Annotated in this window: 18 protein-coding genes and 1 riboswitch; of the genes, 8 read left to right on the top strand and 10 right to left on the bottom strand. The window is 35.4% G+C overall.

Going from position 1 to position 17,176, the window contains the following annotated elements:
- Nucleotides 1-525: 525 nt before the first annotated feature.
- The 4 genes from gapN to DN408_RS12325 all read left to right on the top strand — a co-directional run bounded on the left by gapN (nt 526) and on the right by DN408_RS12325 (nt 5,661).
- Nucleotides 526-1,965, top strand: a complete 1,440-nt coding sequence (gene gapN, locus DN408_RS12340) for an NADP-dependent glyceraldehyde-3-phosphate dehydrogenase (RefSeq protein ID WP_078178206.1) — start codon at nt 526-528, stop codon at nt 1,963-1,965.
- Between the two features lie 177 nt (nt 1,966-2,142).
- Nucleotides 2,143-2,324: riboswitch (Lysine riboswitch) on the top strand.
- Between the two features lie 146 nt (nt 2,325-2,470).
- Nucleotides 2,471-3,895 (top strand): amino acid permease, encoded by a 1,425-nt coding sequence (locus DN408_RS12335; RefSeq protein ID WP_002125494.1) that lies wholly within the window; start codon nt 2,471-2,473, stop codon nt 3,893-3,895.
- A gap of 60 nt (nt 3,896-3,955) precedes the next feature.
- On the top strand, nt 3,956-5,155 hold the full coding sequence (locus DN408_RS12330; protein WP_078178207.1) for an ABC transporter permease: 1,200 nt from the start codon (nt 3,956-3,958) through the stop codon (nt 5,153-5,155).
- Between the two features lie 302 nt (nt 5,156-5,457).
- Nucleotides 5,458-5,661, top strand: coding sequence for a hypothetical protein (locus tag DN408_RS12325; protein WP_002125489.1), 204 nt, complete (start codon nt 5,458-5,460; stop codon nt 5,659-5,661).
- Between the two features lie 51 nt (nt 5,662-5,712).
- Here DN408_RS12325 and DN408_RS12320 read toward each other — a convergent pair whose 3' ends face one another.
- Complete coding sequence (locus DN408_RS12320; protein WP_078178208.1) at nt 5,713-6,975, bottom strand: MDR family MFS transporter; 1,263 nt, start codon at nt 6,973-6,975, stop codon at nt 5,713-5,715.
- A 251-nt stretch (nt 6,976-7,226) separates the two neighbouring features.
- Here DN408_RS12320 and DN408_RS12315 point away from each other — a divergent pair, with 251 nt between their 5' ends.
- Entirely contained in the window at nt 7,227-8,966 is a 1,740-nt protein-coding gene (locus DN408_RS12315; protein WP_078178209.1) for an SgrR family transcriptional regulator, read from the top strand.
- 30 nt (nt 8,967-8,996) lie between these two features.
- Nucleotides 8,997-9,515 carry a hypothetical protein gene (locus DN408_RS12310; protein WP_002186656.1) on the top strand — a complete coding sequence of 173 codons (519 nt, stop codon included), beginning with the start codon at nt 8,997-8,999 and terminating at the stop codon, nt 9,513-9,515.
- Between the two features lie 54 nt (nt 9,516-9,569).
- Here DN408_RS12310 and DN408_RS12305 read toward each other — a convergent pair whose 3' ends face one another.
- Nucleotides 9,570-10,118 carry an NAD(P)H-dependent oxidoreductase gene (locus tag DN408_RS12305; protein ID WP_016126606.1) on the bottom strand — a complete coding sequence of 183 codons (549 nt, stop codon included), beginning with the start codon at nt 10,116-10,118 and terminating at the stop codon, nt 9,570-9,572.
- A 19-nt stretch (nt 10,119-10,137) separates the two neighbouring features.
- The gene (locus DN408_RS12300; RefSeq protein WP_003187537.1) at nt 10,138-10,677 is read right to left on the bottom strand and encodes an ester cyclase; all 540 of its coding nucleotides are present in this window, start codon (nt 10,675-10,677) and stop codon (nt 10,138-10,140) included.
- 169 nt (nt 10,678-10,846) lie between these two features.
- Between DN408_RS12300 and DN408_RS12295 the strand changes: the two genes are divergently transcribed.
- On the top strand, nt 10,847-11,185 hold the full coding sequence (locus DN408_RS12295; protein WP_002087382.1) for a winged helix-turn-helix transcriptional regulator: 339 nt from the start codon (nt 10,847-10,849) through the stop codon (nt 11,183-11,185).
- A 53-nt stretch (nt 11,186-11,238) separates the two neighbouring features.
- On the opposite strand, the gene DN408_RS12290 is transcribed toward DN408_RS12295, so the two are convergent.
- The 5 genes from DN408_RS12290 to DN408_RS12270 form a co-directional block, all read right to left on the bottom strand.
- A complete protein-coding gene (locus tag DN408_RS12290; RefSeq protein ID WP_002125479.1) occupies nt 11,239-12,441 on the bottom strand; it encodes an MFS transporter in 1,203 nt (400 codons plus the stop codon).
- A 210-nt stretch (nt 12,442-12,651) separates the two neighbouring features.
- A complete protein-coding gene (locus DN408_RS12285; protein ID WP_078178210.1) occupies nt 12,652-13,230 on the bottom strand; it encodes a TetR/AcrR family transcriptional regulator in 579 nt (192 codons plus the stop codon).
- Nucleotides 13,231-13,368: 138 nt separating this feature from the next.
- Nucleotides 13,369-13,683 (bottom strand): DMT family transporter, encoded by a 315-nt coding sequence (locus tag DN408_RS12280; RefSeq protein WP_002063959.1) that lies wholly within the window; start codon nt 13,681-13,683, stop codon nt 13,369-13,371.
- Between the two features lie 2 nt (nt 13,684-13,685).
- Nucleotides 13,686-14,042, bottom strand: a complete 357-nt coding sequence (locus DN408_RS12275) for a DMT family transporter (RefSeq protein ID WP_002125474.1) — start codon at nt 14,040-14,042, stop codon at nt 13,686-13,688.
- Between the two features lie 492 nt (nt 14,043-14,534).
- Nucleotides 14,535-14,894: a MerR family transcriptional regulator gene (locus tag DN408_RS12270; RefSeq protein WP_002169085.1), complete on the bottom strand. Its 360-nt coding sequence runs from the start codon at nt 14,892-14,894 to the stop codon at nt 14,535-14,537.
- A gap of 140 nt (nt 14,895-15,034) precedes the next feature.
- Here DN408_RS12270 and DN408_RS12265 point away from each other — a divergent pair, with 140 nt between their 5' ends.
- Nucleotides 15,035-15,805 carry an SDR family NAD(P)-dependent oxidoreductase gene (locus DN408_RS12265; RefSeq protein WP_002186662.1) on the top strand — a complete coding sequence of 257 codons (771 nt, stop codon included), beginning with the start codon at nt 15,035-15,037 and terminating at the stop codon, nt 15,803-15,805.
- Nucleotides 15,806-15,883: 78 nt separating this feature from the next.
- On the opposite strand, the gene DN408_RS12260 is transcribed toward DN408_RS12265, so the two are convergent.
- Together DN408_RS12260 and DN408_RS12255 are read right to left on the bottom strand one after the other, a co-directional pair.
- Complete coding sequence (locus tag DN408_RS12260; protein WP_078178211.1) at nt 15,884-16,339, bottom strand: N-acetyltransferase; 456 nt, start codon at nt 16,337-16,339, stop codon at nt 15,884-15,886.
- Between the two features lie 138 nt (nt 16,340-16,477).
- Complete coding sequence (locus tag DN408_RS12255) at nt 16,478-16,972, bottom strand: Lrp/AsnC family transcriptional regulator (RefSeq protein ID WP_012260375.1); 495 nt, start codon at nt 16,970-16,972, stop codon at nt 16,478-16,480.
- Nucleotides 16,973-17,176 lie beyond the last annotated feature (204 nt).

Raw genomic sequence — 17,176 nt, 5'->3', positions numbered from 1 at the left:
TTGTTCATTCCCCACTGATTATTAGCCCGCAAATAGCGGGATAAACAAAAAAAAAGCATACCGCCGCTTGACGATATGCAAAGAATGCATAAAAGCGTACGTTACGATATACGCAACGTACGCTTCTCATAAGACGCAAAGGTCCTATATATCCGCACGGGTTGCGTAATGATATGAATGTTTTCCGCCATTTAACAGAGCTAAGCCCATTACATTTACGATTACAATCATTACGCACACCCCCTTCATTTATTTTCCATTTATAATCTTACAACTTTATTGAGTATTCTGTCAATTGTTTTTTTCGCTTTAGCATAAAATAATCTTTTATCACAAAAAATGAAAGTGATGCATTCTACTTATAATTCAGTTTGAAATAAGGGAATCTTCTGTAAGAAAGGGCATACAAAACAAAAAAATAATAAGAAATCGTTTTCACAAACATTTCATTTGAAAAATATTATCAAACCACCTACAATCACCTTATACTCACTCTTACAAGTTGCTATTTTAGGAGGACTAATCATGACAACTAGCAATACGTACAAATTTTATTTAAACGGAGAATGGAGAGAAAGCTCTTCAGGTCAAACAATCGACATTCCATCTCCATACTTACACGAAGTAATTGGGCAAGTACAAGCAATTACTCAAGGAGAAGTAGATGAAGCAATTGCATCTGCAAAAGAAGCTCAAAAATCATGGGCTGAAGCTTCTCTACAAGATCGCGCAAAATATTTATATAAATGGGCTGATGAGCTCGTAAATATGCAAGATGAAATTGCCGATATCATTATGAAAGAAGTCGGTAAAGGCTATAAAGATGCGGAAAAAGAAGTCGTTCGTACAGCTGACTTAATTCGTTACACAGTTGACGAAGCACTTCACATGCACGGTGAAAGCATGATGGGTGATAGCTTCCCTGGTGGATCTAAATCTAAACTTGCGATTATTCAGCGCGCACCACTTGGTGTTGTATTAGCAATTGCACCATTTAACTACCCAGTAAACTTATCTGCTGCAAAACTTGCACCAGCACTTATTATGGGTAACGCCGTTATCTTCAAACCAGCAACTCAAGGTGCAATTAGCGGTGTTAAAATGGTTGAAGCACTTCATAAAGCTGGCCTTCCAAAAGGTCTTGTAAACGTAGCTACAGGACGCGGTTCTGTAATTGGTGACTACTTAGTAGAACATCCTGGCGTAAATATGGTATCGTTCACAGGTGGTACAAATACAGGTAAACATTTAGCGAAAAAAGCTGCGATGATTCCACTTGTATTAGAACTTGGTGGTAAAGATCCTGGTATCGTTTGTGAAGATGCAGACTTACAAGAAGCTGCAAAGCATATCGTAAGCGGTGCATTCTCTTACTCAGGTCAACGTTGTACAGCTATTAAGCGTGTACTTGTACATGAAAATGTAGCAGACGAACTAGCTGGCTTATTAAAAGAGCTAGTAGCTGAACTATCAGTTGGATCTCCAGAACAAAACAGCACAATCGTTCCATTAATCGACGACAAATCTGCTGACTTCGTTCAAGGTTTAATTGACGATGCTGCTGAAAAAGGTGCAACAATCGTTATCGGTAACAAACGTGAGCGCAACCTAATTTATCCAACATTAATCGACAACGTAACAGAAGAAATGAAAGTTGCTTGGGAAGAGCCATTTGGCCCAATCCTTCCAATCATCCGTGTTTCTTCTGACGAACAAGCGATTGAAATTGCTAACAAATCAGAGTTCGGTCTGCAAGCAAGTGTCTTCACAAAAGACATTAACAAAGCATTTGCAATTGCTAACAAAATCGACACTGGTTCTGTTCAAATTAACGGACGCACAGAGCGCGGCCCTGACCACTTCCCATTCATCGGTGTAAAAGGTTCAGGTATGGGCGCACAAGGTATTCGTAAGAGCCTTGAGTCTATGACTCGTCAAAAAGTAACTGTATTAAACTTAGTTTAATCTTATATGTAGCAGCTGATCTAATATTTAGGTCAGCTGCTTTTTAGTTAAAACCCTCCAGGACCTAATAACGAATTCTTCTCTATAATCTGATTATTACTATATCCATTGACGTATAAAAATACATTTGTTACTCTTAAACATGTTAATTTAATACATAAATCCTCATTCGTATCTCGGTGAGGTAGAGGTTGCAGTCATTAAGAGTATCATTTCAGGAGATGTAGTGGCATTGATGAAGAAATGAGAAAGGAATGATTGCCGAAGTAAGTCGTGTCCACCATACACGCTTGCTGGGTCTGCATTTAATAAGTGCAGAACTGTCACAAACGTTTCGTTTGTGGAGAGCTATCGAGAGGTATGTCGTGGGTTTCTTATAAGATAGAAAGCATGTAGCGGCAGATTACGTGCTTTTTTTGTTTTGTTTGGACCTTCTCTTCCTTATCAGGAAGACATACATATCTCCTCGCTTGACTTGGTTATACTAACTTTGGAGGTATTTTCTATGCAACAAAAAAAATGGGGCTTTTGGGTACTAACAGCTTTCGTTGTCGGTAACATGGTTGGCGCTGGTATTTTCATGGTGCCAAGTACGTTAGCACAAACAGCAAGCCCACTCGGTGTCACTTTAGCTTGGTTAACAACAGGGTTTGGTGTTTTAATGCTAGCTCTTGTTTTCGGTAATTTAGCAATTCGTCGTCCTGATTTAACGACAGGACCACAAAGTCATGCATATGCTTTATTCTCAACACCAAAAAGAAAGAAAATGGCTGGTTTCAGCATGGTATGGGGATATTGGGTTGCAAACTGGGCAAGTAACGTTGCCATTATTACATCTTTCGCGGGATATTTATCGCTCTTCTTCCCAATTATGAAAGATACACGACTACTATTTTCAATTGGCTCTTTCAATATAGAAGTTGGAAAACTAATTACATTTACTATTTGTTCTGTCTTACTTTGGGGAACACATTTAATTTTAACAAACGGTGTAAGCGGAGCTGGGAAGCTAAACTTCTTAGCAACAACAACGAAAGTGACTGGATTCCTTCTATTCATCGTCGTTACGTTATTTGCGTTCGAAGCTTCAAAGTTTGGACAATGGTACACACCAATGATCGATAAAGAAGGCGTATCACACGGTCTACTTTCACAAGTAAACTTAGCTGCTCTTACAACACTTTGGGCATTTATCGGGATTGAATCAGCCGTTCTTTTATCAAACCGAGCTACCTCTCCAAAAACGGTAAAACGCGCAACTGTTGCAGGATTACTTATCACAGTTGCAATTTACTTAGGAATTACAATTTTAACAATGGGTGTACTTCACGTTGATAAATTACAAGCTTCTGAACGTCCATTAGCAGATGCATTAAACGCTGCAATGGGTCATGGCGGCGGGAAACTTATGGCATTACTTGCTCTTACTTCCCTATTCGGTTCAATATTAGGCTGGATTTTATTAAGCTCAGAAGTACCTTATCAAGCAGCAAAAGAAGGTTTCTTCCCTTCCTTCTTCGCAAAAACGAATAAAAAAGGAAGTCCAATTCATTCACTACGATTAACAAACATTATGTCGCAAGTGTTCTTATTCTCAACATTATCAGGAACAATTGCGGAAGCTTATACATTCGTTATTACCGTATCAACACTGGCCTACCTCATTCCATATCTCGTTTCACCAATCTTCCAGTTAAAACTAGTCGCAACTGGTGAAACATATAAGAATGAAATGGGTTCAAGAATTATGGATGGTGTAGTTGCAGTTATCGCACTTTGCTATGCACTATGGGTTATTAAAACCGGCGCATCCGATATAAAAACATTTCTTCTCGGAATTGGTTTATTCGGAATTGGCTTTGCCTTCTATCCATTAATGAATCGTGATCAGAAAAAAAATAAAGAAAAGAAAAACGAGCAAGTTGCGTAACGCAATTTGCTCGTTTTTTACTTTATAAAACATATATAATAGAAAAAAGAGGTGAAAAACATGTCAATCGAATCACTATGGAGCTCTCGCTTTCAACAACATATTCAAAATGCCATCACATACTTTGCACGTATGATTAACGGTTTACTATATAGCTTCATCTTCGTCTCATGTGTAGGTGCATATTATTACGCTAAGTTTCTTAAAACGGATCCTTCTAAAGGAATATCTTTATTACTCATCACGATCGTACTTACACTCATTATAACGAGATGCCAAGTTCGCACATTTATTCAAAAACCGGACGCTGTCTATTTACTTGCATTAGAAGAGAAATTAACATCTTATTTTAAAAAATCTCTTCTATATAATTACATCATTCAGCTTTTCCCGCTTATATTTACGTTCCTTGTTATCGTACCGCTTGCCATGCAATCATTACAACTAACCGTACCTTTCTTATGTACAATCTTTATAATTTTAATGATTCTAAAGGGCTGGAACATATACATACATTGGATGTGGCGTGATAGTTATGAAAAAAGCATATGGTTTATCATTCGCATTGCTTGTAACGCCCTGATCATTTACATGCTGTTTTATACTGCAAATGTGATCGTGTTAGGCGGACTACTCTTACTTCTTGCTTTCCTACTTCTATACACGAAGAAACAACCTACAAAACGAATACCGTGGGATTACATAATCGAACAAGAAGAAAAAATGGACGTTCGTTTCTATCAATTTGCTAGCATTTTCACCGATGTTCCGCAACTGAATAAGCAAGTAAATAAAAGAAAATGGCTTACAAATTGGATTGAACCTTTATTACATAAAAAACGAGCAACTTTCTTCTATTTACATACACTAGCATTTTTACGCGGTAATGATTATTTCGGTATATATATTCGCTTAGGGTTGATCGGTGCTTTCGCTCTATATTTTATTCCGAATATATATGTAAAAGGTGCTATCGCTTATATCGTCCTATATATGATTTCTATGCAGCTCCGTTCCCTGTGGAAATATTTTTCGGGAAATATTATTGTAGCATTATATCCAATTGATACTGAAGAACGAATGAGTCAATTTCTTAGCTTAATTTTCATATTGCTAAGTATTCAACTCATTGTATTTTCAAGTGTTATACTCATTGCCACAGGACAATTACTACATGCTTTGATTATTATGGTAATCGGCGTACTTTGGATAAAGTTTATTATTGTACCAAAAACGAAGAAACGAATTTCTTCATTTTAACGAGAAAAGAGGCTGCACATAACAGCCTCTTTTTCTCGTCCTAAAATTTCTAATCACTTTTCGTAGGCATTTCTCATATAGTGAAAATGACTATACAATTCCTATCCATACGTTAAATAATGATTTCGCACATATAAAGTGAAACTTTAATCAGTGGGGGTTTTACCCATTCCCACTGATTATTAGCCCACACCAATCGGGCAATTATCTCCCGCCTAACTTCCTCGCATTCGCCGAATTTTGAAGTGGGATTCTTACTGCCCGCAAATAGCGGGGTAAATAAAAAAGATAGGAGCTCTATTATGAACAACAATCCGCCTTCAACGCCCCAAAACAACTCAGAAGAAAATAGCCGTGACATTAAATTGCAAACATTACGGGTCATCGGACTCATCGTCCTCATTAGTGGTTATATCCTCGTCGCTCTCTCAGAAGTAGGTGAGCTGAAAACCTTATTAACAAACCCTAACGCCAATCCTGATTTAGCTGAAGTTGATCCGTTTTAAAAATTATATAAAAAGCGAGTCCCAGTATAACTGGTTCGCTTTTATATAGTTTCATCCAATCTGAGAAACATTTCCTTCATTCTGATACTTCTCTTTCCCTATCGCCTTCATAAATAATAAAATACTGCTCATACCAACGATGAAATATAGAGTGCTCATGCCCCAAGATGCAATAAACGAGCCTAGCATAACACCTAATGCCCCATTCATTTTTGCCACTTGAAAGACCATTCCGTTAATCGCCATATATGAACCTCTTGCCTCGTTTGGCACCATATCCGCCATTATAGATTGACGAACCGGCACATACATCATCTCTCCTACAGTTTGGAAAAGCCCTGCGATTAATAAGATCCATAAACTATTGCTCGTTCCGAGTATTGTAAATCCAATCGTGTAAATGAATAAACCTACATATAAAATTTTCAAATCGTTGAAGCTTTTCAGCATTTTAATAAGAAGCGCTGTACATAACACAACTAAAATTGTATTCTCTGCCGATATCCAGCTGAGCATTCGAATACCTGTTAAATCGAATGTAAAACCATTCCCGAAGAAAAAGTGCACCGTTTCAAATTCCTTCTGTAAACGTATCCCTAAATAATTATTAATTTGAAACTCTAACGATAGTGTACATATACTTGCTGCACAAAAAATTAAAAACGCTCTATCTTTCATCACGACTTTATAACTATCTGCCATATCTTTTAATACATTTTTCTTCTCCACCGTTTTTCGTGCCACATACACTTCTTCCATATATACAGCCATCACATATAAAGTAATAACTGCAATAACTGTTAATCCGATAAACAATTGCAATCTATAGTTCTCAAATAGTAATCCGCCAAATATTGCTCCAATCGCAATTGATAAGTTAATAGCCCAGTAGTTAATGCTGTACATCACTTTTCGATTTTCAGGTGTACTCACATCTATTAACATCGCTTCCGTCACTGGATTCATAAGTCCAGATCCTAAACTATTCACTAACATAAACACAAATGTTAGCCATGGTGAATCTACATAATCCGAATTTGCAATTCCCATACAAGCAATGGAAACGACTTGTATACTTTGGCCGATAATCATTACTTTTTTACGACCGAGCCGATCTCCAACATACCCACCATATAAACCGATAATTAATGCAGCTAGCACATTGATGAGTAATAAAGCACCAGCAATCACACTACCTAATTTTATTGAAAAATAAATCGCCATAAATGGAAAAATCATTGTGGATACAGTGCGTGTTAAAAACGAAGTTATAATTCTGATTTTTATATTTCGGTGCATACTCCAAAATCCCATTGTTTCCCCCTCCTTATGCTTATTCATTTTACTTTGAAAAAGAGGAAGAAAAAGGTTAGAATATTCTAAAGAGTTTCCCCTTTTATCCCGCATTAACGGGCAGTAAGACCCCCACCTCAAAATTCAGCGAAAGCAAAGAAGTTAGGTGGGGATCAACTGCCCGTAACAGCCCGATTGGTGAAGGCTAATAATCAGTGGGGGGCGTCCCCCACTGATTAAAGTCTCACTTTATTATAGAAGGAAGTGTATATATGAAAATTATGGACTATTACATTCGTTTAAGATTACATGCACAAGACCAACAACATATACGAAATAGCTTACAAGAATTAGCGGATGTTTTATATTGCAGTACGAAAAACGTAAAGATTTTATTAAAGAAAATGAACGAGGAGCAATTAATTCACTGGACTCCAGGACGTGGTCGTGGAAATAAAACGGAAATTTTATTTACACATAGTTTCCTAGAAGCAATTGAATCCTATACAGATGAACTGTTAGCGCAAGAAAAGTTAAAGGATGTTTTTCTTCTTTTAAAAGAACCTCTACCCCTTGCACTTCAAAAAAAGATAGAAAATAAACTACATCATCATTTTGGATACAAACCTTCAAATGATATGTACGACATATTGAAGATCCCTATATCAAGAAAGATATTACCATTAGATCCCGCTTTTACGGCTGTAACAACAGAGGGTCATCTTATTAACCAAATTTTTGATACATTAGTCATTTATAACGATATTACAGAAAAAATGGAACCACACATTGCACATACGTGGGAATTAAGCGAAGACGGGCTTACGTGGACGTTTCATTTAAGAAAAGATATATATTTTCATAACGAAACTGTTCTAACTTCTAAAGATGTACAATTTTCATTTGAAAGATTGCAGCAAGCTCAATCTCCTTACGCATGGTTAACACAGGAAATTGTTCAAATTGAAACACCATCACCACTGCAAATACGATTTCATTTAGCAAAACCTAACGTTTTTTTCTTACGTTATGTGAGTTCCATGCAACTCGCAATTTTACCGCATGATGCAGTTATTCAAAATCATCACTACATAGGTACTGGACCTTTTAAACTTACTCATTACTCTGAAGACAATATCGTACTCGAAGCGTTCACCCATTATTTTAAAGAGCGTGCGTTATTAGACCGTATTGAATTTTGGGGTATTCCTGATCATTTGCAAATAGATGCTGATTATGAACTACCAAATGAAGAGGAAAATGAAAGGCATGATATACAAATAGAAGAAATAGGTTGTATTTATGCTAGCTTCAACTTTACAAAACCTGGTCCTCATCACGACATTCACTTTCGAAAAGCTTGGAGAGAACTATATGACGTTGAAACGATACTTCATAGCATAGAGGGCAGACGAACAATTGCTGCATCAAGCTTTTTTCCTGAAAGAAGCCGCCAAGTTCCTAACAGGTCCTACTCTTTAGAAAAAGCGAAAGATTATTTAAAAAAGAGCACCTATAATGGAGAAACGATACATATTTATTTCTTCGCATTTAAAGATAGTGCAAATGATGCACATTTCCTAAAAGAACGCTGCGAACAATTAGGAGTACACGTAGAACTTCACCCATTTCTCGTTTCAGATTATATGAATCGTTCTATTGATAAACATGCGGATATTATTTTCATGGGGGAAGTATTTGCTACCGATCATGAAATTGCATTTTTAAATGTATTTAAAAATAAAAGTTGCTTCGTAAATCGATTCATGGACCCACACTATGCAAAACAAATTAATTGTTTACTTGATACCTTTTTATTAGAAGACAATAAAGAAAAACGGTATAAGCTCATGTATGAGATTGAAGAGTTTTTACAAGCTGAAAACATCATTTTATTTAACTATCACGTTTTAAAAAGAAAAACATACCCTTCTTCTTTAAAAAACGTAACAATTGATTCATTCGGTTGGGCGAATTTTGCGAAGTTATGGATACAGCCATCCATGTATTAAAATATGAGTTTTTATAAAAGGAGAAGAACCATGAAACGCAACCTAGAAAAAAGACTTTCCTATCTATACACAGGTGAGTTATTTTCAGTCATTACTTTTATTTTCACAAGTTACTTACTTAATTATGCTTATCCTACGTTACATTTATATTCCCTATTTTCTTTTTGGATCTCATTTCTTCTTTTAGAGTTTATCTTATTACAAGGAGCAATTTACTGGTACGTAAAGCGGAAACGACTAAAAAAAGAGAAAACATCTATTACACCTATTAGGATGATTCAATATTTAAAAGTACTTAAAAAGATAAATATAGCATTGATTGTCACGGGATTTATTACGTTTACTATTGATTTTGTAATTTGGTATCCCCACTTACCTTTAGGCGGGGTATCATTCACTCTATTTATTTATATTTTTGCATTACTTGAGTACATTAACTATTATCATACTCAGCTTTCATACGATAACATCTCTGATATTAAACATTTAATCAAATCAAAAAAACTAAAACCGTCCTGTATAAGTAAAGATTTTCAACGTATTTCATGAAAGAGAAGGTACTACATCCTTAGTAGTACCTTCTTCACATACAGATACAAACTATTATTTAATTACTCTATCTAAGTGATCTTTCAAGTTCAATAAATATTGCTCAATATCCGGATTTTTCACCACATCATAACAAGCAAAACTCTTTAACGGACTCATGCCAAGAAACTTCTGCACACGATGTAAATGACTAAGTGCTGATTCTAAACTTTCTCCTTCAAAGAACTTCGTCTTATCTCCAAATGCTTTTTCAGGTGCGTTCCAAGTTGTAGAAAACATATACTGCTTCTCTTTTAATAAACCGCCTGTTCCATATTCATCTACACCTTTAAAGAACAAGCCATATTCATATACTTCATCCATATAAGTTTTAAATAATCCAGGAACACTAAACCAATAAATTGGTGTTTGATAAATTACAACATCGGCCCATAAAAACTTCTCTTGTTCTTCTTTAATATTGTAGCCATCTTGAATCGTCGTTGTTTTCACATGATGATTCTCACTTAATACAGTTACCATATAATCAACTAACGTTCTATTTAATCGACCTTCTTTCGTACCGTATTTTTCATGTCCATTTATAATAAATATATTTTTCATCACTTTTCTCTCCCTTATTTTATTCCTCAGCTATTAACCCAAGTTGTTGTTTCAGCGTAAGATTATCTTCTAAATGCCAATCTTCCGTTATCTTGCCATCCTTCACATGCAAAATATCAATTGCAAAAAAATTGATTTTCTTATCATTATGAGTTCCTGTAAAAGAAAGACGAGCTGTTACTTTATCACCAACGACTAATAAATCTTCAATCTCGCAATGTATATCAGGAACGACTTTGCGAAAATTTTGTGCTGCAAACTTTAATCCTTCAGTGCCTTGTGGTCGACCTTTCGGCAGTGTATTATCGAAAAAATTTTCAGTAACCGTTTGCGGAATAAGTTCCTCCCTACCTGTATCCCAAAATGCATAAAAGCGCTGCGCTGCATGAACTCTTTCTGTCGCTTCTTTTTTGCTCAGTGAAGGATCGATTGTCATTGTTTTTGGCTTAGGCATTTCCTTCAATAATTGGATTTCAGTTTTTTCCTCCCCACTACACGCTACAAGCACAATACAAATGACAAAAAAACTAAGTAACATAAACAACTTTTTCATACCCATGGAAATCACCTCCTCTTCATACAAACCCTTTGTATTTCGTATTGCTATTGTATATTCACTAACTTCCTTTATGGAAGTAGTGATATTTTTTTCATATAGTTACTAAAAAGATAGTTTTGTGATACGATAAGGCAAATTCATTCAAAAAATTTTTATGGAGGCTATTTCCATGAGCAATATAGATCCAGTTGTATTAACGAAAGGTTTACCTGGTATACCTTGTCCTATCGCTAAAACGCTTGACGTAATTAGTACAAAATGGACGTTTTTAATCATTCGTGACCTTCTTATCGAAGGAACTTTACGCTTTAGTAATTTACAAAAATCAATGGATGGGATTAGTCCGAAAACTTTATCGCTTCGCCTAAAAGAATTGGAAACGCAAGGGATTATAACGCGAAAAGTATATCCAGAGGTTCCACCTCGCGTAGAGTACACGTTAACGGATAAAGGAAAGCAATTAGAGGGGATATTTATTGAATTAAAGCGGTTTGGATTAAGTTTATAAACGAAAAGCCCCTTACCATAAAAATAGTAAGAGGCTTTTCGTTATTCACTACATTACTTCGCAAAACTTTGAGCTAGTTGTTTCTCTCTCCACATAAATGTAATGCCGAGACCAACGATTAAAACAACACCTGAAAATGCATATGGATAATTAATGTTTATATCAAATAATATTCCGCCCATCGCTGGTCCTGCGATATTTCCTAAACTCGTATACGTTGAGTTCATACCAGCAACGAATCCTTGCTCTTTTCCAGCTGCTTTTGATAAAAACGTCGTTAAAGCTGGACGAAGCAAATCAAATGCTAAGAAAATAAAGCAAGTAACGAGAAGTACAATCCAATAATTAAAGACTACAGTTGAGACGAATGCTAATACTGCACCTACAATTAAACATATTTGAATTAATACTTTCTCACCGAACATGTCAACCAATTTGCCAAACATAAATACTTGCACAACTACCCCAAAGATGGAGCTAATCGTAATAATTGCAGCAATATCTTTCGGTGTGAAACCAAACTTATGATCAGAGAACAGGCTAAACACAGTTTCATATGCTGATAATCCAAATGCGAGTACAAATACAATAATAAATGCGATTGCATACATTGGATTTAATGATTTCTTTAAATCTCCGATAAAGCTGGATTCTTTCGTATTAGCAGAAATCTCTGCAAGTTCTTCTTTCGTTAACGGCTCTTTCAAAATAAATATAGAGATCACGCATGCAACAAAGGCAATCACTGCTGCCACAAAGAACGGCACACGTATACCGTATTCTGCAATAAACCCGCCGATTCCAGGCCCTATAATAAATCCGGTACTAATAGCCGCTGAAAGATATCCCATCGCCTTTGGACGTTCTTGAATAGAAGTAATATCAGCAACATATGCCGTAACACCCGGCATAATAAACGCGGCACTAATTCCGCCTAACACCCTCGCTGCATAAAGCATCCACACATCTGTACCTAATCCAAAAAGAAGCTCTGAAACACCAAAAATAAATAATCCAATGATTATCATTTTCTTCCTACCGTAAATGTCGACCCAACGACCCGTAATAGGTGAAGTAATAAGCTGCGCCATTGCAAACACTGCAACGAGATAACCCATCGTCTTTCCTGTTAAATTCATATCATTCATAAAGGACGGCATAACCGGAATGATTAATCCAATCCCTAAAAAAGCGATAAATATATTACTCAAAAGAATGATCAATACCATCTTTTGTTCTTTTATCGGTTTCTTCAATTTTTAACACCTCTTCCCGCAGTTCCTCTCAAAAATAATGCCCAAGAAGCTTTTTCTTTATCCTGCTATTTGTGGGCTCACACTGAGTAAAGATGTCCCCACTCATTAGAATTTCACTCTATCCTTCCACACATACATAAACACAGGGTGAATGACTATCATTCAGTTTCCCGCAGAAATGAACCTACCTTTTCAGACAGGTTCATCTTACTACTTCTTTATATGTAGTGCATGTGTTAAAAAATCTAGTACTTCTTCCTTTTGTAGCTCGACTTGCTCATCATCTTTATGATCATATAAATAAACTTGTTCCGCTGCTGATTCAACAAGAGCGATAAATAACTTCGCTGTTCGCTCAGCGTGAACCGAATCACGAATTTCACCTGATTCTTTTGCCTCACTTAAAAAGCCACTTAGCCATATATAAAGAGGCTCATATACAGCTTCCCATTCTTTTATATGTTCAGTTGATGCAAGGCCCGCATACATTAATGCTTGTATTTCACGATATTCAGCTATAAAGGTAAATACTGCATCTATTACTTGCTCAACTTTACTTGAAAAAGGTGAATCGTTCTGTACTTTTTCTTTCACTGCAAGTATCATCTTCTCAACCATCACTTCTGCTATTGCAGGCATAACAGATAACTTAGAAGGAAAATATAAATAGAAAGTTCCTTGTGCAATGCCAGCCAATTTCACGATATCAGAAATCTTCGTTTTTTCAACGCCCTTTTCCTGAAACACTTCAATAGCTGCATAGACAATTTTTTCTTTTTTATTCATCATCTAAACCCTTTCACACGCGTATTGAATGACTGTCACTCATTTTATAAAATAACTAGCTGTACTGTCAATCATCGTGCACTTTTCATAATAAAAATCTCCCAACAAATCGTTAGGAGATTTAACTTTAATATCCTTTTCTTATGAAAGAGCCTTTAATCCCGTAACTCCACATACGATAAGAGCTACACTAATCAAACGTGCCTTACTTTTCGATTCACCAAACAGAAACATATTTAATAAAACAGCTCCTGCTGTTCCAATGCCAATCCAAACCGCATAAGCTACACTTACTTGTAAGAACAAGAAAGATGTGTATAAGAATGCAAAGGAAGTTGCAAATCCACCTATATAAATCGCTCCATTTGTTAACGTCTTATCTTTACTATACATTTTAAGGCCTATCACACCGACTATTTCACTAATTGCAGCAAAAAATACGAAAATCCAACCCATTTTTAAGCAGCTCCTTTCACAATTTCTTCCGCGGTTTCTTCTTTATTATCAGCTAATTTTAAACCGATCACGCCCGCTACGACCATTACGATAAAGAATAGCTTTCCTAAACTGAAACTGCCGCCGAAAAGGAATACATCCATTAGGAAAGTACCAACCGTACCAGCTCCGGCAAACACAGCATATACAGTCCCTGTTGCAAGATGTTCGCACGCTTTCGATAGGAAGTAAAAATCAACAGCGATAACTCCTACAATAATGACCCAATGCCACCAAGTATGAGCTGTATTAAAACCAAACACCCAAAAAATTTCAAAGATACATGTTAATATGACATATAACCAAGCTTTATTTTTCATATCTCTCACCTTCTATTATTCACTGACTGACCGTCAGTCATTTTTAATTTAAAAAATATAATCTCACTCTAACTACTATTTAAAAAACCAATATCATCCTCATTTATCCTTATATTTGTTCCGTTATTAAGCTAACTACATATAAAAGTTGCTTATCTACACCCTTTCACAGAAAAAATGACTGAATGTCATTCATAAACATTCTACATGACCAATTGATAAAGTGTCAACACTCGGATTCTATTAACCAAAAAATATTTTTAATTTTTTAAATCCACATGTATATTTCTTAATAATCTGTCAATAATGGTAGTAACATAATATTTTCTCCATTCCCCCCTTGGAGATCCCTTTGAATCGAGCAGTTGCTTTTAGCTAACTGCTCTTTTTTAATTTATCGGCACATTATAATTAAATACTCATAGATAAATTCCAAAACAAAGACCTGTACTCCCTTTTCAACATGCAACAAAGAACGAAATATTTTGTACGCTATTTACTTTTCAACGAGTCTTTGTATGCAATAATTTTATTTTCGAGCATCTTCTCTGTAATTTCTAAGTTTTCTCTTTGAGTTCGAATAGATTTTTTATGATTTTCTAACAGTTGTAAACGAGCTTCGGTTGTATGCTCTCCTTCTAAATATAATCTAGCGTATTCTCTTATTTTCGCTATCGGCATTTGCGTTTGTTTTAATTTCATTACAAACTGCAACCACTTTATATGCGATTCTTCATACAGTCGATTTCCATTTGTATCGCGGTTTGCAATTAATATGTTCTCCTTTTCATAATAACGTAATGTATGTGTGCTCACTCCTAATAATTTAGCTACCTCGCTAATTGTGTACATAACCATACTCCCTCCGCACGCCATTTACTCTCATATATTTTACTGCCTTATCCAAATTATAAAAAACATTTGACTTAGAGTATACTCTAACAAATACAATCTAACCATGATAAATTAATTTGAATTTAGGAGGCTTTTATATGAAATATACTGTTATTACTGGTGCTAGTTCAGGAATTGGCTATGAATCCGCTTTAGCCTTTGCATCTCGCGGAAAAAACTTAATACTTGTAGCTCGAAGACAAGCAGAATTAGAAGAATTAAAATTGAAAATTAACGAAATGCATCCGGAATTGGATGTTGTCATTCGAAGAACTGATTTATCAGTCACTGAAGAAGTTTATAAATTTTATGAAAGTCTACAAAGTTTTCAAATTGAAACGTGGATTAACAACGCAGGTTTTGGTAATTTCGCCTCAATTGCTGAACAAAATTTAAACAAGATAGAAACGATGTTGCATGTAAATATAGAAGCACTAACAATACTATCTTCCCTTTTCGTTCGAGATTATTCAATGACCGAAGGAACACAGCTTATTAACGTTTCATCAGGCGGTGGATATACGATTGTTGCCAATGCTGTTACGTATTGCGCTACGAAATTTTATGTAAGTGCATTTACTGAAGGACTATCTCACGAACTGAAAGAACAAGGTGCAAAACTACAAGCAAAAGTTTTAGCTCCTGGTGCAACTGAAACAGAATTCGCAAAACGTTCATTTAATATTGATGAGTTCCAATACGATAATGTTGTACCGAAATTCCACACTGCAAAACAAATGGCACAATTTATGCTCGACCTTTATGATAGCGATAAAGTTGTAGGACTTGTCGATGGTTCTACTTATAACTATGAGCTTAAAAATCCCATTTTTAATTTTGCAGTAAGACAAACGAATTCAAATTCTTAACAACATCTCATTTCTGATTAAAATATAGATACCCACTATTTCTTAAATAATAGTGGGCCTTTTTTCTCTCTAAAAATTTCATCCAACATACCGTATCATCGCCACCTCATCACAATAATTGACTTTTGAACAATGTCTACAATCAACCCATACTTTCTCTGGCAGCAATTCTTTATTTACAAAATCAAATCCACACTTTTGAAAAAATACTGTTTCATACGTTAAAGAAATCACTCTTTTTACATTTATTTTCGTCGCTTCCTCCATCACATGACTCACGAGCATACGCCCTATCCCTTTTCCTGCATATGTATGCGAAACTACTAACGATCGTACTTCTGCAAGATCCTCTCCTAACACATGTAAACCAGCAACTCCAACGACTTCCTCTCCTTCTTTCATAACATATAAACATTGTAAATATTGATAGAGAGACAAAAGAGAACGCGGCAAAACAACTCCTTCTTTTGCATACATTTCAATGAGATTATAAATTTCTTTCACATCACTTGTAACCGCATTAAAGATTTTCATATTATATCCCCTTGCCCCCAGCATTAATATTTATAACAACGAATGAATTTTAATTCATAATTTCATATAATAATACATCTCTCTTTTCTCTCCGTCAATCACTTTTCTGAATTTTACACAAACAAAAAACCAAGCAACTTAATCGATGCTTGATTCCTCATTTCGTATCGGCAATACCGTCGAATATTTAATTTCACGAAGTGCTAAACTCGTCTGTATCCGTGTAATACCAAGCTTGTTCAACTTTCTAATAAACTGCTCCAGTTCTTTACGATCACGATTTGCAACTTTTAATAAATAATCATACTCTCCTGTTAAACAGTGACATTCTAACACTTCAGGCATAGATTCTAATTCTCGTTCTAACACTTCCAGCTTTTCATACTGATGAATATTCGTACTCATAAAAATGAAACATAATAAATCAAATCCAAGCTTTTCTTGATTTAAAATTGCTACTTGCTTATCAATAAAACCTTCGCCATCTAACCTTTTTATTCGTGCATGCATCGCAGCTGGAGATAAATTAACACGGCGTGCAAGCTCTGCATTACTTACTTGTGATTCTTTCTGCAATATATCTAAAATTTTCACATCCAAATCATCAAGCACTTTAATAACAGATGACTCCATCAAAATTCCCCCTTTTTTCTTACCGACGATTATTCGAAGAAACATCTCATAACTTATATAAAACTGAATGTTTTTCTGTAAATAATATTTCTAACGAAACATTTTATCGAGTTTTTACCATTATACAAAAGAATATATTAGATAATAAAGAAAAATGCTAAAATTATTTACAGTTCATTCTTATTTCAACAAAGGGGTTTTTAG

Source organism: Bacillus sp. AR13-1 (genome assembly GCF_008042285.1).
Taxonomy (GTDB): domain Bacteria; phylum Bacillota; class Bacilli; order Bacillales; family Bacillaceae_G; genus Bacillus_A; species Bacillus_A mycoides.
This window is presented reverse-complemented; position numbering and strand designations above follow the sequence as displayed.